At 69.7% G+C, this 18,986-nt stretch carries 21 protein-coding genes; 14 read left to right on the top strand and 7 right to left on the bottom strand.

The features are described 5' to 3' along the window. Positions 1 to 7: 7 nt before the first annotated feature. The 10 genes from ABT367_RS11475 (at position 8) to ABT367_RS11430 (ending at position 9,912) form a co-directional block, all read left to right on the top strand. Positions 8 to 1,348 (top strand): CpaF family protein, encoded by a 1,341-nt coding sequence (locus tag ABT367_RS11475; RefSeq protein WP_352251981.1) that lies wholly within the window; start codon positions 8 to 10, stop codon positions 1,346 to 1,348. 178 nt (positions 1,349 to 1,526) lie between these two features. Beyond that, positions 1,527 to 2,462 carry a type II secretion system F family protein gene (locus tag ABT367_RS11470; RefSeq protein ID WP_352251979.1) on the top strand — a complete coding sequence of 312 codons (936 nt, stop codon included), beginning with the start codon at positions 1,527 to 1,529 and terminating at the stop codon, positions 2,460 to 2,462. A gap of 15 nt (positions 2,463 to 2,477) precedes the next feature. Further along, entirely contained in the window at positions 2,478 to 3,368 is an 891-nt protein-coding gene (locus ABT367_RS11465) for a DUF5936 domain-containing protein (RefSeq protein ID WP_352251977.1), read from the top strand. Between the two features lie 141 nt (positions 3,369 to 3,509). Continuing rightward, complete coding sequence (locus tag ABT367_RS11460) at positions 3,510 to 5,000, top strand: sensor histidine kinase (RefSeq protein ID WP_352251975.1); 1,491 nt, start codon at positions 3,510 to 3,512, stop codon at positions 4,998 to 5,000. Between the two features lie 23 nt (positions 5,001 to 5,023). After that, positions 5,024 to 6,193 (top strand): response regulator transcription factor, encoded by a 1,170-nt coding sequence (locus tag ABT367_RS11455; RefSeq protein ID WP_352251973.1) that lies wholly within the window; start codon positions 5,024 to 5,026, stop codon positions 6,191 to 6,193. Positions 6,194 to 6,379: 186 nt separating this feature from the next. Beyond that, positions 6,380 to 6,583, top strand: a complete 204-nt coding sequence (locus tag ABT367_RS11450) for a hypothetical protein (protein ID WP_352251971.1) — start codon at positions 6,380 to 6,382, stop codon at positions 6,581 to 6,583. Then, positions 6,583 to 7,182: a pilus assembly protein TadG-related protein gene (locus ABT367_RS11445; protein WP_352251968.1), complete on the top strand. Its 600-nt coding sequence runs from the start codon at positions 6,583 to 6,585 to the stop codon at positions 7,180 to 7,182. The genes ABT367_RS11450 and ABT367_RS11445 overlap by 1 nt, the downstream gene beginning before the upstream one ends. Positions 7,183 to 7,200: 18 nt before the next feature. Continuing rightward, positions 7,201 to 7,779, top strand: a complete 579-nt coding sequence (locus ABT367_RS11440) for a hypothetical protein (protein WP_352251966.1) — start codon at positions 7,201 to 7,203, stop codon at positions 7,777 to 7,779. Between the two features lie 3 nt (positions 7,780 to 7,782). Beyond that, the gene (locus tag ABT367_RS11435; RefSeq protein ID WP_352251964.1) at positions 7,783 to 8,409 is read left to right on the top strand and encodes an OmpA family protein; all 627 of its coding nucleotides are present in this window, start codon (positions 7,783 to 7,785) and stop codon (positions 8,407 to 8,409) included. Positions 8,410 to 8,487: 78 nt separating this feature from the next. Continuing rightward, positions 8,488 to 9,912: a hypothetical protein gene (locus ABT367_RS11430; protein ID WP_352251962.1), complete on the top strand. Its 1,425-nt coding sequence runs from the start codon at positions 8,488 to 8,490 to the stop codon at positions 9,910 to 9,912. A 35-nt stretch (positions 9,913 to 9,947) separates the two neighbouring features. Here ABT367_RS11430 and ABT367_RS11425 read toward each other — a convergent pair whose 3' ends face one another. From ABT367_RS11425 to ABT367_RS11410, 4 genes are all read right to left on the bottom strand, one after another. Beyond that, complete coding sequence (locus ABT367_RS11425) at positions 9,948 to 10,541, bottom strand: peptidoglycan-binding domain-containing protein (RefSeq protein WP_352251960.1); 594 nt, start codon at positions 10,539 to 10,541, stop codon at positions 9,948 to 9,950. 154 nt (positions 10,542 to 10,695) lie between these two features. Then, positions 10,696 to 11,295 (bottom strand): peptidoglycan-binding domain-containing protein, encoded by a 600-nt coding sequence (locus ABT367_RS11420; protein ID WP_352251958.1) that lies wholly within the window; start codon positions 11,293 to 11,295, stop codon positions 10,696 to 10,698. Positions 11,296 to 11,402: 107 nt separating this feature from the next. Further along, positions 11,403 to 11,594, bottom strand: a complete 192-nt coding sequence (locus ABT367_RS11415; RefSeq protein ID WP_352251956.1) for a hypothetical protein — start codon at positions 11,592 to 11,594, stop codon at positions 11,403 to 11,405. A gap of 11 nt (positions 11,595 to 11,605) precedes the next feature. After that, a complete protein-coding gene (locus ABT367_RS11410; RefSeq protein ID WP_352251954.1) occupies positions 11,606 to 12,457 on the bottom strand; it encodes a helix-turn-helix domain-containing protein in 852 nt (283 codons plus the stop codon). 229 nt (positions 12,458 to 12,686) lie between these two features. Between ABT367_RS11410 and ABT367_RS11405 the strand changes: the two genes are divergently transcribed. The 3 genes from ABT367_RS11405 to ABT367_RS11395 all read left to right on the top strand — a co-directional run bounded on the left by ABT367_RS11405 (position 12,687) and on the right by ABT367_RS11395 (position 15,851). Next, a complete protein-coding gene (locus tag ABT367_RS11405; RefSeq protein WP_352251952.1) occupies positions 12,687 to 13,172 on the top strand; it encodes an ATP-binding protein in 486 nt (161 codons plus the stop codon). A gap of 201 nt (positions 13,173 to 13,373) precedes the next feature. Continuing rightward, entirely contained in the window at positions 13,374 to 13,793 is a 420-nt protein-coding gene (locus ABT367_RS11400) for a hypothetical protein (RefSeq protein ID WP_352251950.1), read from the top strand. Positions 13,794 to 14,933: 1,140 nt separating this feature from the next. Continuing rightward, positions 14,934 to 15,851 (top strand): DUF559 domain-containing protein, encoded by a 918-nt coding sequence (locus ABT367_RS11395; RefSeq protein WP_352251948.1) that lies wholly within the window; start codon positions 14,934 to 14,936, stop codon positions 15,849 to 15,851. 266 nt (positions 15,852 to 16,117) lie between these two features. Here ABT367_RS11395 and ABT367_RS11390 read toward each other — a convergent pair whose 3' ends face one another. Next, positions 16,118 to 16,633, bottom strand: a complete 516-nt coding sequence (locus ABT367_RS11390) for a DinB family protein (RefSeq protein WP_352251946.1) — start codon at positions 16,631 to 16,633, stop codon at positions 16,118 to 16,120. Positions 16,634 to 16,778: 145 nt separating this feature from the next. Here ABT367_RS11390 and ABT367_RS11385 point away from each other — a divergent pair, with 145 nt between their 5' ends. Then, positions 16,779 to 17,579, top strand: coding sequence for an MBL fold metallo-hydrolase (locus ABT367_RS11385; protein ID WP_352251944.1), 801 nt, complete (start codon positions 16,779 to 16,781; stop codon positions 17,577 to 17,579). An 86-nt stretch (positions 17,580 to 17,665) separates the two neighbouring features. Here ABT367_RS11385 and ABT367_RS11380 read toward each other — a convergent pair whose 3' ends face one another. Both ABT367_RS11380 and ABT367_RS11375 read right to left on the bottom strand, forming a co-directional pair. Then, positions 17,666 to 18,475: a methyltransferase domain-containing protein gene (locus ABT367_RS11380; protein WP_352251942.1), complete on the bottom strand. Its 810-nt coding sequence runs from the start codon at positions 18,473 to 18,475 to the stop codon at positions 17,666 to 17,668. Between the two features lie 10 nt (positions 18,476 to 18,485). Continuing rightward, complete coding sequence (locus ABT367_RS11375; RefSeq protein ID WP_352251941.1) at positions 18,486 to 18,983, bottom strand: nitroreductase family deazaflavin-dependent oxidoreductase; 498 nt, start codon at positions 18,981 to 18,983, stop codon at positions 18,486 to 18,488. Positions 18,984 to 18,986: the final 3 nt, after the last annotated feature.

Here is an 18,986-nt window from a genome sequence, read left to right as displayed (position 1 = left end):
ACCCCACATGAGCCTCAGGTCCCGCATAGCCACTCCGGAGGAGAACGGCGCCGGCCGCGAAGACGACCACACCGTCGCCGTCTACCGCACCAAGCTCCTCGAAGAGATCGACCTCGCCGAAATGTCCAGCCTCGCCGCCGGCGAACGCAGGGCAAGACTCGAGCGCGTACTCGGCCACATCATCAGCCGAGAGGGCCCCGTCCTCTCCACGACCCAACGGGCCCAGCTCATCCGAAGGGTCGTCGACGAGGCCCTCGGCCTCGGCGTACTCGAACCGCTCCTCGAGGACGCCAGCATCACCGAGATCATGGTCAACGGCCCCGACGCGATCTTCGTCGAGCGAGCCGGCCGCGTGGAGCAACTGCCCCTCCGCTTCGCGAGCAACGAACAACTGATGCAGACCATCGAGCGCATCGTCTCCACCGTGAACCGGCGCGTGGACGAGAGCACCCCCATGGTCGACGCCCGCCTCCCGAGCGGCGAGCGCGTCAACGTGATCATCCCCCCGCTCAGCCTCACCGGCGCCACCCTCACCATCCGCCGCTTCCCCCGCGCGTACAAACTCAACGAGCTGATCCGCATGGGCAGCCTCGACGAACACATGCTGATGCTCCTCAGCAGCTTCGTACGCGCCCGCTTCAACGTGATCGTCTCCGGCGGTACGGGTACCGGAAAGACCACGCTCCTCAACGCGCTCTCCGCCCTGATCCCCGACCACGAACGCATCATCACCATCGAGGACTCGGCCGAGCTCCGCCTCCAGCAGGCCCACGTCATCAGCCTCGAATCCCGCCCGCCCAACGTCGAGGGCAAGGGCCAGATCACCATCCGCGACCTGGTGCGCAACAGCCTCCGTATGCGCCCCGACCGCATCATCGTCGGTGAGGTCCGCGGCGGCGAGACCCTCGACATGCTCCAGGCGATGTCCACCGGCCACGACGGCTCGCTCGCCACCGTGCACGCCAACAGCGCCGAGGACGCGCTGATGCGTCTGCAGACCCTGGGCTCCATGTCGAGCGTCGAGATCCCCTTCGAGGCGCTCAAGGACCAGATCAACTCGGCGGTCGACGTGCTCGTCCAGCTGACCCGTTTCGCCGACGGCTCCCGCAAGATCACCGAGATCGCGCTGCTCGTCTCGCACGGCCGCGACGAGTTCAAGATCACCACAGTGAGCCGGTTCGCCGCCCAGCCCATGAGCGCGGACCGCGTGGTCCACGGCGTGTACGAGCACCTCCCGCTGCCCCGCCGCGTCGCCGAACGCCTCTACCTGGCCAGCGAACCGATCCCCCCGGCCTTCGGCGTATCGGACGGCCTGAACGAGCTGACGACGAGAGAGGCCACCGGCTGATGCGCCACGAGATGAGGGGCCACCAGGTGAGGTGCCACCGGCCGATACGCCACCGGACAAGACGGGCCACCGGCTGATGCGCCCCCTGACGAGAGAGGCCACCGGCTGATGCGCCACCCGACACGAGAGGCCACCAGCCGATGAAGCGCCCGCTGCCGACCGGAGAGGAAACCGGCTCATGAACAGTCCCGTGCTCCTGGCCCTGGGCTCCACCCTCCTGTGCGGCGCCCTCGCCACGGCCGGCCTCCACACGTACGCCTCCGGCAAGGCCCAGCGCCAGGCCCTGGTCGACCGGCTCGCGCAGACCGGGCACCACACCGTCGGCCGCCAGCGCCGTTTCACCGGTGTGGACCAGCGCCTCAGGCGTACGCAACTGGGGCGCCGTATCCAGCTGAAGCTCTCCGCGACGGGTCTGGACGTGACGCCCGGCGAATTCTTCGTCTACATGATGGTCACCGTCGCCGCGCTCTGGCTGATCGCGACCTCGCTGCTCGCCCCGTTCTTCGGCCCGATCGCCGGCATCGTCGGCGCCTGGTCCGCGAACACCTTCCTCAACTGGCAGCGCCAGAAGCGCATCGAGGCCTTCATCAACCAACTCCCGGACCTCGCACGCCTCCTGGCCAACGGCACCAGCGCCGGACTCGCCCTGCGCACCTCCCTCGCCATGGCCGCCGACGAACTCGAGGCCCCCGCCGGCGAGGAACTCACCGTCGTATCGAATCAACTCGCCGTCGGCCGCAGCATCGACGACGCGCTCGGCGAACTCGCCGAACGCCTCCCGTCCCGCGAGCTGATCGTCCTTGTCACCACCCTGGTCCTCTCCAACCGCGCGGGCGGCACCATCGTCGGCTCGCTGCGGAACCTCACCGAGACCCTGGAGGAGCGCAAGGAGACCCGGCGCGAGGTCCGCACCATGCTCTCCGAGGTCAACGCCACCGCCTTCACCATCCCGTGCCTCGGCGTCGGCGCGATGCTGATGCTGAACGCCATGAACGACGGCGCCCTCGCCAAAGTCACCGGCTCACCCCTCGGCCAGGTCCTGATCCTGATCTCGCTCGGCCTGTACGCGGTCGGCTTCGTCGTCATCCGCCGCCTGGGCAAGATCGAAGTCTGAGGAGGCTGAACTCACGTGCTGGGACTCGGACTTGCCGCGCTCCTCGCCCTCTCCGTGGCGGGGATCTTCGCGGGCATACGGATGTACCGCGCCGACGCGAAACTGCCGGGCGACCTGGCGGTGGCCCTCGAATCGGGCTCGTCCCGTGTCTCGGCCGCGGACTCGGCGATCGACCGCCTGGGCATCCGGTTCGCGCCCACGGTCCTGCGCCTCATGGGCCCGAAGAAGGTGGACGCCAAGCGCCGGAAGATCGATATGGCGGGCAACCCCGGCGGCCTCACCATCGACCGCTATGCGGCCCGCCGCGCTGTCTACGGTCTCTTCGGCGCCGTCTGCGCCCTCTCCCTCTTCGCCAATGGCGTCCCGGTCTTCGGCCTCCTGGCGCTCGCCTTCGGCCTCTTCGCCGCGGACGCGCTGATCTGGCAGGCCATCCGCGAACGCAAGGAGCAGATCGAACGCACCCTGCCCGACTTCCTCGACGTCCTCGCGGTCGTCGTCTCGGCCGGCCTCGGCTTCCGCCAGGCCCTGGACCGCGTCGCGGAACGCTACGAGGGGCCCTGGTCCGACGAACTCCGCATCACGCTCCGCCAGATGGACATGGGCGTGAGCCGCCGCGACGCCTTCGAGCAGCTCCGCCGCCGCAACGCCTCGGAGCAGGTCTCCCAGTTCGTCACGGCCCTCCAGCAGGGCGAGGAGCTGGGCGCGCCGATCGCCGACACCCTGATCCAGATCGCCAACGACATGCGCCGCACCGACGCCCAGAACGCCCGCCGCCGCGCGGCCAAGACCATCCCGAAGACCACGATGGTCACCCTGGTCTTCATGGTCCCCGCGACCTTGATCCTCATCGTCTGCGGCATGTTCCTCGGCTCGGACACCGACTTCGGCTCGATTCTGGGGGGCTGACGTGCATCCAGCCTCTGCGGCAACCCCAGCCCCGCCGGCGCTTGAGGCGATCCGAACGAAGTTCGGATGCGGAGCCCGGGGCGGAGCCCCGGGAAACGGTGAAAGGGCGGGGCGGGGAGAAAAGAAGGGAGGCGAACCACCATGGACCGCCAGACGGTGAGCTTCCGCAGCCAGGCCCAACGCGCAGCCGCCCAAGCCCAGGCCAACGCAGACGGCACCCCCAAAGCCGGCGCCGCCCTGAGCGGCTTCCGCCCGACAAGGACCCGGCAACCAAGGCCGGCCCTGGTGCAGAGCGGCCCCCAACTCACCGGACCACCCCAGAGCGCCTTCGCCGAAGACGAGCCCGCCCCCAGCCTCCCCATCCAGCTGAACGCCCTCCAGGCCCTGTGCCGCCAGGTCTTCGGCTTCCGCCTCGCGATGATCACGCTGGGCGCCCCCTTCGCCCTGACAAGGGCAGAGGGCAACTTCGGCGAGATCCTCATCGGCTCCGCCGTCGTCTTCAGCCTCATGGGCTCGTACGCCATGCTCCGCGACTGGGAGACCCTCGGCCCCCTCGTCCTGAAGCACAAATGGCTCATGGCCATCGACATGATCTTCGGCGCCGTCCTCCTCCTCACCGCATCCCCGGACTCGCCCCTCGGCTACGCCACCGTCTGCACCCCCCTCCTCGGCGGCCTCCTCTACGGCTGGCGCGGCGCCGGCATCTACACCGCCGTCCAGATCCTGCTCCTCGCCGCCGCCTACACCGCCTGGGCCGAACGCATGGACAACCCGGCCAGCACCACCCTGATCAGCGGCTTCTGCGTGGCCGCCGGCATCATCGGCGTCACCCTGCGCAACCTCATGTTCCGCTTCGGCGCCGCCACCCAGGCCCTCAGCGAAGCCACCTCGCGCCTCGCCGTCACCGAAGCCGTAGAACAGGAACGCGCCCGCCTCGCCCGCGAGATGCACGACTCCGTCGCCAAGACCCTGCACGGCGTCGCGATGTCCGCCGACGCCCTCGCCGCCGGCGCCGACCGCATGGACCCGCTCACCGTCCGCCACCAGGCCGGCATCGTCGCCCGCAGCGCCCGCCGCGCCGCCGCCGAATCACGCGAGATCCTCTCCGACCTGCGCCGCAAGACCGACTTCGGCAGGACCGACGAGACCGGCAACGGCACCCCCGGCGTCGACACCGCCGACGAACTCCGCGCCCGCACCACGGACTTCACCACCCGCACCGGCGTCCACACCGACCTGGTCACCAAGGACGCCCCCGCCCCCCGCCTCCCGCACGCGGTCGCCCGCCAGCTGCTCACCATCGCGAGCGAGGCCCTGGAGAACGCCCACCGCCACGCCCACGCAAGCCACGTCACCGTCGAGTACGGCGTCATCGCCCACGAACTCCTGCGCCTGTCCGTCCAGGACAACGGCAAGGGCCTGCCCCCGGGCACCGACCTCGAAGAACTCCGCAAGGCCGGCCACTTCGGCCTCGTCGGCATGGTCGAACGCGCTGCCGCCATCGGCGCCCGCATCCGCATCGGCCGCGGAAAGGCCAGCGCCGGTACGGAGGTACGCCTCGACATCCCGCTCGGCGCACTCGCCCCACACGCGCCGCACCCCGCTCATCCCCAACCCCCACAGCTCGCCTGACCTGACCAGAGAGGAGGCCGCTCATGCCGGAAGCAGCGCCGTCCACCGGGCACACACCCCCGGGCACGCCGATTCCCCCCGCCCCGGCCCAGGGCACAGGCCCCCACAGCGGCTACGACCCCACGTCCGTCTCCCCGAACACGTCCTCGCACCACGTCTCCACCCACACGTCCTCGCACACCTCGGCCCCCCGCTCCGAGCACACCCCGCCGCAGGTGCCGCTGCCGCCCGAGGACCCCTTCGGCCCGGCGTCCCGTCCCGCCGCGGCCGCGCTGCGGGTCGTGGTCGCGGACGACAATCCCGTCGTACGGGCAGGACTCACGGCACTCCTCGGCGGCCGCGAAGACCTCCAGGTGGTCGCGGAAGCGGCCGACGGCCGCCAGGCCCTCGCCGTCGCACAGCAACACCGCCCGGACGTCGTCCTGTTGGACGTCCGCATGCCGGGGGTCGACGGCATCTCCGCCCTCCCCTTCCTGGTCAAGGTCGCCCCGGTCCTGATGCTCACGTACAGCCGTGAGTCCGCGATCGTCCAGGAAGCCCTGCGCCTGGGCGCGGGCGGCTATCTGGTGCACGGCGAGTTCACCGCCGACCAACTCGCCGACGCCGTACGGGACATCAAGGCCGGGCGCGCCCACTTCACGGCCTCCGCCCAGGACGCCCTCCTCGCCCATGTACGAGGACAGGCCCCCGATCCCCGTACGGCGGGCGGCGGCCTCCCCGACGGCCTGGGCCGGGTCTACGAGACGGGCGTCCCCTTCACCGGCACGAGCAAAGTTCCCGGGATACCTGTACAGGCATCGCGCCCGTACGGAGACCCTGACGTCCCGCATCCGGCGGATCCGGGACCACCTGTCTCGGAACCGCCCTTCGCACAGCAAAGTCTTTCGCAAATGCAATCACCCGTGCCACAGTCGAACCCGAACGGTTCGCAGGGCCCGCCCGGGTTCCACGCGGCCCACCAAGTCCGTGGCCAGCGGCCCGACTTCGGTCTGAGTTCGAGGGAGGTGGAGGTCATGGATCTCATCGCGTCCGGCATGAGCAACCAGCAGATAGCCGCCACCTGCTTCATCAGCGAGAAGACGGTGAAGAACCACATCAACCGCATCTTCGCAAAGCTGCACAGTACGAGCAGGAGCGAAGCGATCGCGGTCTGGCTGGGCACGGCACGCGGCAGGGGAGCGGGTGGGCTCTGATGGTCACCTCCCCTCTTTGGGCCCGGAGTTGGGCCCACGGGCCCTGCGATGGGGCCCCTGTTCCCCCGTACGTTTCCCATGTCGCCGAGAACGGCACCGGCCAGGAGGAAGCCGGTTCTGCTCTCGACGTGGACGAGAAGAGTGAGTCGGCCGGCACGCGGTCGGCCGAGACCGGAGGGGAACGCTATGTCGAAGGCGCTGCGGAACTGGAAGAACACCGTCGTTGCTCGCATGCAGGGCGAAGCCAAGGACGAGGGCGCAGGGTTCGTGGAGTATGCGGGCCTGCTGGTGCTTATCGCGGCGATTGTGGCTGCGGTGATGGGGCTGGGACTCGACGCGACCATCTCCGGTGCGATCGGCGACGCCGTCGAAGCGATCACCGGCGGCTGATGCTTACCTCTGCTCGCAGCGATAAAGGAGCGACCATCCCCCTGTTCGTGTGGGTAGTGGGGATGGTCCTCTTTGCTGCATTCGTCTTCTTCGTCTTCGCCAAAGGGGCGGTCGCCCGCAGCGGTGCACAATCCGCTGCGGATGCGGCCGCCCTCGCCGCTGCGCAGCAAGCCCGCGACGAGTTAAGGCTCCAGGTCATTGCTGGTCTCCCCACGGGTACGTGGGTCCTGCCACTTGAAGGCAAGGTGCCCTCACCGACAGCTGGGCGCCCAGCAGCCGACCAGCTTGCTGCGGACAACGACTCGACCGTACGGTTCGTGACCCCGACCTTCGTGCAAGGCGACCTTGCCTACGAGGCTGGGATCGAGACCAACTACACGGTCGGTGACTCCTTGGTCCCAAACACCGAGGACATGCATGCTCAGGCGGAAGCGACCGCCGTGATCGAGCCTCGCTGTCACATGGTGGCCAACGTCCCCGGACAGACCATCGAGTTCTTCTGCGACGGCAGTGGCCTGTGGGTTATAGATCCCAAGACGTTCAACGCCGGTGATCTCCCCACGGCCAAGCAACTTTACGAAGTCAACCTGGCGGAATGACGAGAGAAGGATGCGCACATGAAGGTCCGCAGGGCACTGACCGCAGTGGTGATCGCGAGTGGCTTGGTCCTCGGGGTGGCTGGGTGCGGTGGAGACGGGGGCGACGGCAAGGAGAACACCAGCTCCGAGTCCAGCCCTGCCAAGGACAAGGGCGACGGGAAGCAGAAGGAGGAGCCGGAGGCGCCGGCAGACGAGCAAGTGCTGGCCGAAATTCAGGCAGCCGATGACGTCACCGTGGTGATCAACTCTGCTGTTCGGGACGAAGGCGATTTCCTGACAGTGACTGGCAAGGTCACGAACAACGGCAATGGTCGCTGGGTTGCCCGGAACTGGGTGGGTGACGAGACCGAGCTGAGGGGTAACTCATCCTCACTGGCTGGCGCCACCCTGGTCGACAAGGTTGGAAAGAAGCGGTATTTCATTCTCCGGGACACCGAAGGGCGTTGCCTGTGCACGCGCTTCCCTGCGGGGGTCAAGGGAGGAGAGACCGCGACCTGGTATGCACAGTTCCCCGCGCCTCCTGAGTCCACCTCCAAGGTCACCTTCCAAATCGCTGATGTCCCGGCCACCGAGATCGAAATCTCCGAGGGCGAGTGACCCATGCGAAAGTCGGCCACTCTCACAGCAGCCGCCCTGCTGACCACACTCACCCTCACCATCGGCACAGCCCACGCTGACGACCCGACCCCAAGTCAGCCACCAGGCTCCACGAGCACCAGCCCACCACCCGAAGTGGATGCCGGCTCCCCGAACTTGAAGCTCGAAGACGGTGCAACCCTCGCCCCCGCCAAGGTCCTCGACATCAAATCCGTCGTAGAAGACCTCGGCGGCGAAGAGCGCCGCGAGGACACCAACTCCGACGTCAAGTTCGCCCTCCAGGCCGAGGTCCTCTTCGGCAAGGACAGCGCCAAGCTCAACCCGGACGCCCAGTCCCGCATCCAGGCCATCGCCGACGAGATCGAGGCCCAGGGCGCGACCAAGGTCCGGGTCTTCGGGTTCACGGACAACCTCGGCTCGTACGCCCACGGCAAGACGCTCTCCAAGAAGCGCGCCGACGCCGTGCACAACGAGCTGTCCAAATCGCTCGGCGCGGACGTCACGTTCGAGGTCCGCGGCTACAGCGAGGACTACCCGATCGCGGACAACTCCTCGGAGGAGGGCCGCAAGAAGAACCGCCGCGTGGAGGTCTCCTTCCCGCGAGGGGAGCAGGCGGACTCCCAGAGCTAGCGGCACCACCAGCACGTCAGGGCCGGGCCTCCCACGAGGCCTGGCCCGCACCCGTTCCCGTACGGCCGGGGGAGTCGTATGCCCGCCTTCGACCAGCGCATCGTCACCCTCGTGCACCTGCGCGGCACCGTCACGGACTGCGAGCTCTTCGAGGCGGCCTGCGCGGCGCGTGGCTGGGTCGTGCTGGTGGCGCCCGCCGAGCGGCCCACGGAGCCGGCCGCCCTGGCCGACCTCACGTACACCGTCGAGGTCCGCCTCCTCGGCTCCTCCCTGGGCGCGGTCTACGGCGCCCGCTCCCGGGTGGAGACACTGGGCGACGACCTGTCGCTCGAACTGACCGTCCAGGCGGCCGAGTTGCTCAGGCGCCGCACCATCGGCACCCGGGCCTGGCACGCGTACCACATGCCGTCCCCGCTCCCGGTCTCCCGGCCCGCCAAGTGGTGGCTGGAGACACAGAAGTTCTTCGGCTGGCGCGACACCGGCCGCCAGGTGCGCGCCGCGACCAGGGCCGAAGCGATCACCCTGGCCCGACGGCCCCTGCCCGGTCTCCCGCCCGCCCGTCCGGGGCTCCGGCTGCGCGGCGGAGAGGAGGCCGCCGACCTCGACGCCCGCCTCGGCCGCCGCGAGCTGCGCGTACGCCTCGCCTGGCTCGGGCATCTGTGGCTGCTGCTCTGGCTGGTGGCGGCGACCGGCAACGTCTACCCGTTCGAGATCATCGGCCCGGTGCTCTGGAGCCTGGCCGCCTTCGCCTCGGCGGGCTACGCCCACCGCGCCTGGGGCGTCGCGCCGTGGAAGTGCGTGGTGGGCGCCCTGCTGTTCCTCGGGCTCTCGTACCTGGGCTCCCTCACACGGCCTGCGCCCTTCGAGGACGCGAGCGGCGAGGTCCTCCAACTGGCCATCGCCGCCTACCTGGTGGCCGTCGGACTCCGCCTTCTCATCCGCACCCTCAGATGGCAGTCCTGGATGCCCTGGCTGTTCCCGGCCGCGCTGCCCCTGCTCCTCGTCTTCCTGCCGGGCCTCGGCACGGTGGTCCACAGCTACTACCTGACGGCCTTCGGCTTCGACCCCGACGACGTCGGCATCCATGTGCTCCGGCGGGCGACGGCCTCGGCGAAGGTGGCCGTCGCGATGAGCCTGTGGCTCGTGGCCCCCGCGATGTGGGGCTACCTCAAGCACTTCCACCGCGTGGTCCGCGACCGCTGGCTCTACGGCGCGCTCACCGCCCTGTTCACGCTCGTCGCCTTCGTCGGCGGCCCGGTCTACCTGGCGGTCCAGCCGGCCGTCGACGCGGGGGAGGCGGCCAGGGCGGCCGCGTACGACGGACGCGGCCTTCCGCCGTACTACGGCATCACACCCGAGTGGGTCTGCGTGCGGCCGGTCGTCCCCGTGGCCGAACTCCCCGGCGAAGGGGCCGCCATCACCTCAACGTCCCCGTACCTGCTGCTCGGCGACGCGTCGCTGCCGGCCGCGGACCGCGGCCGGCCTTGCCCGGCTGCCTCCTGAGGGAGGCGGCCGGGAAGCCCCCGCAGAACGGGCGATCAGCAGCGGCCGTCCGAGTGGTAGCTGGCCGTGTTGTGGGATCCGGTGCTCACGTCTTCGAACCACCAGCGGCCGCTTTCGCTACGGCCCACGTCGAAGCTGTGGTACTTGCCGTGGTAGATGGCCACGATGTTGCCGTTGCTGGTGGTGCGCACGTACTGGAGCTTGCCGACCCACGTGCCGCCGTCGATGTCCGTGTACTGCCGCTTCGCGTCCAGCTTGCTCATGGTGCCCTTGCCGACGATGCCGTCGATGGTCAGGCCCCAGCGGTGCTGCAGGTTGCGCGTGGCGTACTTGGTCTTGGAGCCGAATTCGCCGTCGATGTCGGTCTTGGCGAAGCGGTACTCGGAGTTCTTCATGGCGCCCTCGGCGTAGAGGACGTTCTGCCAGAAGCAGGTCGCGTTGGAGATCGCGTACGAGGTCGTGGACAGGGTGCCCTCGTCGCCGAAGTCGTCGTAGATGGAACCGGCGCCGCTGATGTAACCGTTGGAAGCGGCCGCCGAGGCGGGCGTCGCGCTGACCGCCAGGGTGCAGGCGGCCAGCGTGCCGATCGCGGCGGTGACCAGACGGCCGCGCGTGGTACGGAAGTTCATGAAGTCCCTCTCCGTCGGGAAGTGATGCGGAGAGAGTCGCAGGCGCACCTTGCAGCAACCTGGAATCCCCAGCTCGGGGCTACAGCAGGTGGTCCTGAGACCGAACGGGCCGGACCCCGCCGGGATCGGGCCCGTTCGGTCTCACGGGTGACGTCTACGCGCAGTGGAGAGTGTTGTACGAGGCGAGGTTCCAGTTCCCGTAGTTCCGCGCGTTGACGAAGTCCCAGCGTCCCTGGTACCCGCGGTTCATGCGGAAGGTGTGCTTCACGCCGTGATACTTGGCCGTGATATGGCCGTTGGAGTAGGTGTCCAGGTGCTCCAGACCCGTAGTCCATACGCCGCCGTCCACGTCCGGGAGGTAGGTCCGCTTACGGTCCGCCTTGCCGAAGGTGCCGTTGCCGACTATGCCGTCGGCGGTCAGGCTCCACCGCCTCTGAAGGCTCTGCGTGGCGGCCTTGGTGTTGGCGCCGAAGTGGCCGTCGATGTCCTCCCGGTCGAACGTCGATCCGTCCGACTCGATGGCGCCCTCGGCGTAGAGCACGTTCTGCCAGAAGCAGGTCACGCCGGACGACGCGTACGAGGACGTGGACAGGGTGCCCTCGTCGCCGAAGTCGTCGAAGATGGAGCCGCCACCGCTGAGGTAACCGTCGGAGGCGGCCGCCGAGGCGGGCGTCGCGCTGACCGCCATGGTGCAGGCGGCCAGGGCGCCGATCGCGGCGGCGGCCAGACGGCCGCGCGTGCTACGGAAGTTCATGGGTTCCCTCCCCGTCACAACCGCCACATGTGTGGCGGCGGAGGCAAGCATGGGGAACCGGCCCTGCGCAGATCTTGCACGCACCTTGAACGGCCTGCGGAGGACGGCTACAGCAGGTGGTCCGCCTTGCCCGCCTTGATGTCGAGGATCAGCTGCCGCAGCGCGTCCCGGCTGTCGCGGAGATACGTCTCTTCGGCGCCGGCGAGGGTGATGTAGCCGTTGCCTTGCTGGTCGGTTCCGAGCTGGAAGCAGCTGGAGCCTTCCGCGCAGAACGGCTCTTCCCACGTGATGTCAGCCATACGGCGTCCCTTCAGTGTTCGTTGGCGATGGCGCGGATGAAGTCGCGGGACTCCTCGGGCGAGAGGGCGATGCGCTCCATCCAGTTGAGCTGACCCCGGTACCTGTTCAACTGGGCTTCCATGTGCAGGAATTCCGGACCGTGGGCGTTGTCCACCTGGACGGTGTCCAGTGTCGGCACTGGGCCCTCTAGGTGGAACACCGTCTGCCCGGCTCCCGGAAACTCGCCGGCCGCGAACGGGATCACGCGCAGTGTTACCTGCTCGTGCTCGGACATGGCGAGCAGGTGCGCCAGTTGTGCGTCCACCACTTTGCGCCCGCCGAACTGCATGCGCAGGGCGGCCTCATGGATGATCGAGACGTACTCGTGCGCGGCTCCGTCGGTCAGTATCTTCGCCCGCTCGAGGCGGTAGGCCACACGCAGGGCGACCTCGTGCTCGGGCAGCGCGGGTACGGCCGTACGGAAGATGGCGAGCGCCTGATCGCCGGTCTGGAGCAGCCCGGGCATGTGGATGAAGTTGGCGCTGCGCATCCGCTTTGCGTGCCACTCCATCTCTGCGATGTCCATGAATCCAGCGGGGAGTTGACCCCGATACCGCTCCCACCAGCCGCGCTTGCGGTACCCGGCCATGTCGGCCAGCGCATCCACGTACTCCTGGTCGGAGCACGCGTAGTTACAGGCCAGGGTGCGTACGCGCTCCGGGCTGATCGCGCGGACGCCGGACTCCATGCTCGACATGTTGCTGCGGTCAACTCCGAGCAGCCCGGCGGCGAACTCGATGGACTGCCCCGCCGCCGCCCGCAACTTCCGAATCTCAGCCCCTAGTCGCTTCTGACGCTCTGTCGGGGACGTCCTGGTCGCCATGCGCGGAAGTGTACGGCTGGACCCATGTTTCGCCGAAGAGGTGACACGTGGGGCACCTTTACCCTTACAGTCAGTAGCGCATCGGTCACGCGAATGTGGGGCGTGAATCCGGAAGCGCACCCCTGCCCGCCAGGCGCCGGCGTCCGCGGGGACAGAGCCACCACCTCACGCAGTGCACCCGCGGCCGACCGTGCCCGTCCAATTCCCTCACCGCACCAGGGAGTTCCCCATGTCGCTCACCCTCGTACCGAACGCAAGCGTTGGCGTGGAAGCAGACGTCGAGCCCGACGGTCTCGCGTACAGCCTGACCCTCCCCGCGGCGCTCTCCACCCCGGCCATCGCCCGCGCCGTCACCCGCCATATCCTCACCGCCCACCATCTCCCCGAACTCATCGACGCCGCGGTCCAGGCGGTCGGCGAACTCACCGCGGCCGCATGCCGGTTGACTCCGGCCGCGCAGATCTACGTCTCCCTCCGCTATCGCGCCGGCGCCCTCCGTGTCACGGTCTACGACGGCGAACCGCACCCCGCGCACCCCCGCCTCGCCGCCGCCCTGGACGCCCGCCGCCGCAGTGCCCTCCGCCTCCTCGCCCGCGTCGTGAAGTGCTGCGAGGGCGCCTGGGGGTGCGATGAATCCCCCGAGCCGGGCGGTGGCACCCGCACCTGGGCCGTCCTGCCCCGCGCCACCACGGCGGCGTACGCGGCCGCCCCTTGACCCGTACCGGCGACTCGGTGGTGCCACGGTGGCGCCACCGAGCCAAAGATTTTTCCGAACGAAATCCCAGCTCAGAGGGCATAGAGCCATGCGTGACGCCAACTAGGCGCCAGATTGGACTCGCCATGGCGCCATGAGTGTGCCATAGTGGTGTCACGGCCCCAGACGGGGCCACGGAAAACCAACCAAGGAGCTTCCACCATGTCTGTCGCCACCGCCGCCGCCCTGACCCTCTCCGTCGACGAGAAGGCCACCCTCCGCACCGCCGCCTACGGCGCCGTCTCCCTGCTGGCCGCCGCGTCGGGTTCGCCGCACAAGGTCGCCACGCACGGTTCGATCGCCCTGTACTCGGGCACCGGCCCGATCGGCTACGCCCTCGCGGAGAAGTCGAAGGTCAAGGATCTGAGCGGCAAGTCCGTCGCCGAAATCGCCGACAAGGTCTTCCCGGCCCTCGCCGAAGCGGTCGCCCTGCTCGAGCGGAAGAGCCCGGCCGAGGCCGACAACTTCCGCGCCGCCGTGGGCGTCGCCCTCGCCTCCGGCATCCACGCCCTCAAGGGCGGCCCCACCCCGGGCGTGACGGCGATGCTCGCCAAGATCGAGGCCGCGCTCGCCACCGCCTGACCAACGCCCCCTAGTGCAACCCGACTTGCCCCCACCCCCTGTCCCTCCCCTCGCTGAATCCGTCCCGAGACGCCCCGCTCAGCCGGGCGCGTCACGGGACGGATTCGCTTTCCCGTCCGCATACACCGAGCCCTTCCACCCACGCACACCTGCCGACGCATGCCCCTCGACTACGTCGGCGACCGCTTGGCGGCGCATGCCCCCTCGGCCACGTCCATGGGCGCTTGGTGCGGCGTCGGCGCCCCCGGCCACGTCCATGGGCGCTTGGCGGCGTGTGCGTCCTCGGCTACGTCCATGGGTGCTTGGGGGCGTGTGCGTCCTCGGGTGCGTCCATGGGCGCTTGGCGGCGTGTGCGTCCTCGGCTACGTCCGTGGATGCCTGGCGGCGTGTGCCCCCTTGGCTGCGTCGGCGGCTGCGCCACCGTTGTGCCTGGGGTCGGGACGTATGAAGGGTGGCTGGGGTTCGTGGGTGGTTGCGCGGACCTCGCGCGGCGCCGTCGTCGGCCAACCCGCCGTCGGACTTCCTTTCCCCTATTGCTCTCAGGGATCACAAAGACCGGCGATTGCGTTCGAGGGGAGCCGTCTCAGCCGCCGCCACCCTGACCTTCGGGGCCAGAAACGCCCTACGCCCCGCCCCGCCCCGCAAACACCACACCACCCCACATCCCCCACGGCAACGGCCACTCCTCACCTCTCACGGCAACGGTCACCGCCCACCCCTCCGCGGCAACGGTCACTTCCCACCTCTCACGGCAACTGCCATCCCCCATCTCTCACAGCAATAGGTGAAAGGAAGCCCGACGGCGGGACAGCCGACAACGAACCCGCGCGAGGTCCGCGCAACCACCCACGCACCCCAGCCACCCTCAATACGTCCCAACCGCACCCCTTACGCACCCGCACCCCCCCAACGCCGCCAAGCCCCCCAACCCCATCAGGGGACCAAATGTTCACCGCATACCGGACAAAAACACCCCCGGCACGAACACCAGGTCCCCCAATCACCCGGATCAACCCACCAGCCCACCAGCCCACCCCACCACCACCCCGCCCCACCAGCCCGCCCCACCACCACCCCACCAACCCCCCCGCTTATCCACAGCCCCACCCACCTTCCCCCCACTGCCGAGATCATCTGCCCATGCGAGAGCTGCGGGGGATCGTGCGTCATGGAGTGCTGTTGCTGGCCGATGCCGTCGCCGCGGGCTGGTCCCGTGGTGCGGTGTACGGGCGCGTACGGAAGGAGGGGTGGGTGCGGCTCGGGACCGCAGCCTGGGCCGTGCCCGGCGCGGAGGTCGACGTCGGGATGCGGGTGCGGGCCGTCCAGGCGGCGTCCCCCCACCTCATCGCCAGCCACCGCACGGCCGCCCGCCTCCAGTCCATCGAACTGTTCGCGCACGGCGATGGGTTGGAGTTCACCGACCTGCGCGGAGCGAACCGCAAACTCCGCTCCGACGTGAAGGTCCACCGGTGCGCCCTGGCCGTGCGCGAGACGCGTGAGGTCGACGACGGACTGCGGGTCACCACACCGCTCCGCACCCTCACCGACCTGCTGCGGGCCGGCTCCCTGGACGACGCCCTGACCGCCGTCGACTCGGCGCTGACCTGGCGGGGCAGGGGAGACACGCGACGCCCTCCGCTGGTCGGGCTCGACCACCTGACCGCGGCCGCCGGCGAACTGCCGTACGCCGGCGGCCGGCGCAAGGCGCAGCACCGGCTGGCCCTCGCCGACCCCCGCAGTGAATCGGTTGCCGAGACCATCGCGCGGCTGCGGATGGTCGAGGCGGGGCTGCGCCCGGAGTCGCAGGTGGAGCTGGCGGCGGGCCGGGGACGCCGGGTGTGCGTCGACTTCCTCTTCCGGGAACAGCGCGTGGCCGTCGAGATCGAGGGTTACGCGTACCACGGCAGCCGCGAGGCGCACGTCCGTGACCTGGGGCGGTTCAACGCGCTCCAGTCCTGTCCGGAGATCGACACGGTCCTGCGCTTCACAGCGGTGCAGGTGTTCGCCTCGCCCGCCACGGTCATCGCCCGGATCCGCGAGGCGCTGGGGGCGGCCTGAGGGCGAGCCCAATGGCGCGCCGCCTGGGAAGAAGACCGAGAAGACCACGCTCGAAGGCGCCGAACTCACCGTCGGCCTCTATGTCGGTGTCTCCGGCGGCCCGTTCCGACCGCGGACGGCACCCTCGAGTTTCCCGCGTGCTCGATCGCCGTGGACGGCAAGAAGGCCGCCGAGAAGCCGCAGGGGAGAAGAGCGCCCTGTGCGAGTACACGCTCAAGTAGCGCCCAGCGGCGGGCGGTTCGCCGCCCGCCCCTTCGACGCACCGCTCAGTAATACCCCTTCGCCCCGTCGAGCAGCTCCCGGACGATGTCCGCGTGCCCGGCGTGCCGCGCGGTCTCCTCGACCATGTGCGTCAGCATCCAGCGAAGGTTCGCACCCCCGGACCGATACCCCTTATGCCGCCCCACATCGTCGAGCGACGCGGCGGCGACGATCTCGTTGCTCCGCGCGCACTGCGCCTCGTACGCGGCGAGCAGCTCGGCCAGCGTCCACCCCTTCGTATCCCAGTCCGCGTCCTCACGGTCCTCGTCGAAGGACGGGTTCTCCCTCTCGTCGCCGCCGAGGAACAGCACCTCGAACCAGGTGTGCTCCACCCACCGCATATGGGCGATCAGACCCGCCATGGTGGTCAGCGGCGAGGACGGCAGTACGGCTCGATGCGCGTCCTCCTCGCTCACGCCCTCGCACTTCCAGCGCAGGATCTGCCGTTGCAGATCGAGCCAGCCGACCAGGGAGGTGCGCTCGTCGGGGGTCAGGGGCGGGCGTTCGAGAGAAGGCGTCATGGGGCGGACGTTAACCAGGACCGGGTACGGAGGCATCCGGATTTCGGTAGCGTCACGGCGGAGCGAGGGCCGGCCACAGGCGAGGGCCGGCCACAGGCGAGGGCCAGCCACGGAGCGAGGGTCAACCACAGGCGGAGGGAAAGCCATGCTGCAGCCGGTCGCACCGGGTGTCCAGATCCACGTGAGCGAACTGCTCCTGAACAACACGGTGGCCGTGCAGGGCAGCACCGGCGTGCTGCTCATCGACGCCGGGATCACGGACTCCGAAATGAGCTGCCTCGCACAGGACTTGCGCGAGGCGGGCCGACCCGTGGTGGCGGGCTTCTCCACGCACCCCGACTGGGACCACGTGCTCTGGCACGACGAGCTCGGACCGGCACCCCGTTACGGGACGGCCCGCGGCGCCGCGTATATGCGGGACCTGCGCGCGCAGGCGAACTGGAAGACGGACGTCGCCGAGGGGCTGCCCCCGGAAGTCGCCGGCGAGGTGCCGCTCGACCTGTTCGGCCTCCTCACCGGTCTGCCCGCCGGCACGGCGAAGGTTCCCTGGGACGGCCCCGACGTCCGGATCATCGAGCACCCGGCGCACGCCCCCGGCCATGCCGCGCTGCTGATCGAGGAGACCGGTGTGCTCGCCGCCGGCGACATGCTCTCGGACGTCCTCGTGCCGATGCTCGACGACACCGCCGACGCGATCGAGGACTACCTCACCGGGCTGCGAGTGATCGAGGACGTGGCCGACGAGGTGACGGCCGTCGTCCCCGGTCACGGCACCGTCGGCCGGGCCGCGGAGGTACGCGAACGGATCGCGCGGGACCGCGCGTACCTGCACGCCTTGCGCGACGGCCATGACCCGGACGACCCGCGCCTCGGCCCCTCGGCCAAGCCCGGCTGGGAGTGGGTCGGCGACATCCATACGGGGCAGGCGCGACGCTTCGGCCCCTGACGCCTCCGGGACCTCGGGACCTCCGGGACCGCCAAGACCTCCAGGACCTCCGGCGCCCCCGGCTCCCAGCCGGCCGCCGGAGCCCGCTAGTCGCGCCCCTTCCGCGCCTCGATCAGGAACCGCGTGCTGTGCGCCACGAACGGCCCCTCGGACCTGATCTGCGCGTCAAGCGCCCGCAGTTGGGGCAGATACGCGGCGACCGTGAAGCCGGGGACCATCCAGATCACCTTGCGCAGGAAGTGCACGACCGCGCCGATGTCGTGGAACTCCATCCGCAGCCGCTCCAGACGGAGATCGAGGACGTGCAGGCCCGCTGCCTCCGCCTCGGCCCGCTCATCGTCCGGATGCCGGCCGCGGCGCACTTCCTCCGGCTGCGGGCCGAGGAAGTACTCGACCAGTTCGAAGACGCTGGCGGGGCCCACGTGCTGGGCGAAGTACGTGCCGCCGGGCGCGAGCACCCGCGCGATCTCCGCGAAATGCGCCTTCACCGGATGCCGGCTGGTCACGAGGTCGAACGCCCCGTCCGCGATGGGGAACGGCGGCTCGTCGGGAGCCGCCACCACCGTCGTCCCCAGCGGATGCAGCAGCCGCGTGGCCTTCAGGACATTCGGCGGATACGCCTCCGTCGCCGCGCTCACTCCCGGCGCCCGCGCCGCCATCCGCAGCGCACCCGCGAGCACCTCACCCCCGCCGGTCTGCAGATCGAGCGTCGCCCCGGCCGCACCGAGGCGCTCGGACAGCAGACGCTGATAGCCCCAGCTGGGCCGCAGCTCGGTGGCCCGCCCCTCGAACCAGCTGAAGTCCCAGCCGGAGACGTCGGCCTCTTCGGCTTCACGGACCAGCTCGTCGAAGGAACGCTCACTGTGGGGTGCGGTGTTCACGGGGTCGGTGCTCATGCGGCCGATGCTAGATCGGGTCGCAGATCACCACCGGGATTTCCCGGTCGGTCCAGGACTGGTACCAGGCGTACTCCTCGTACAGGTCCACCAGCTTCGGCCACAGCTCCTCGCGCTCGGCCTTGTCCGCCGTCCGCGCCCGCATCGCGCGCAGGTGGGCGCCGGTACGGACGAGCACCTTGGGCTCCGCGGTGAGGTTGCGGTACCAGAGCGGGTGCTGCGGGGCGCCGCCCTTGGACGCGACCACGACCACCGAATCCCCGTACGGGAGATAGATCAGCGAGTTCGTGCGCAGCTTGCCGGACTTGCGGCCCTTGGTGGTGAGCAGGCAGATCGGCTGCTCACCGCGGAACGTGCCGCCGATCCGGCCGTCCGTCGCCCGGTAGAGCGCGGCCTGGGTGCGCGAGACGTACTTGAGCATCGGGTTGAAGAAGCGGGAGTCCATGTACGACGGCCGCTCGGGCGGTGCCTGCCGGGTGGTGCCGGGGGCATCCTCGGGCAAGGGCATGGC

The sequence above is a fragment of the Streptomyces mesophilus genome (assembly GCF_040300965.1).
In the GTDB taxonomy this organism is placed as follows: domain Bacteria; phylum Actinomycetota; class Actinomycetes; order Streptomycetales; family Streptomycetaceae; genus Streptomyces; species Streptomyces mesophilus_A.
The sequence above is the reverse complement of the archived record's forward strand: the minus strand, read 5'-3'. Positions and strand labels throughout refer to the sequence as shown.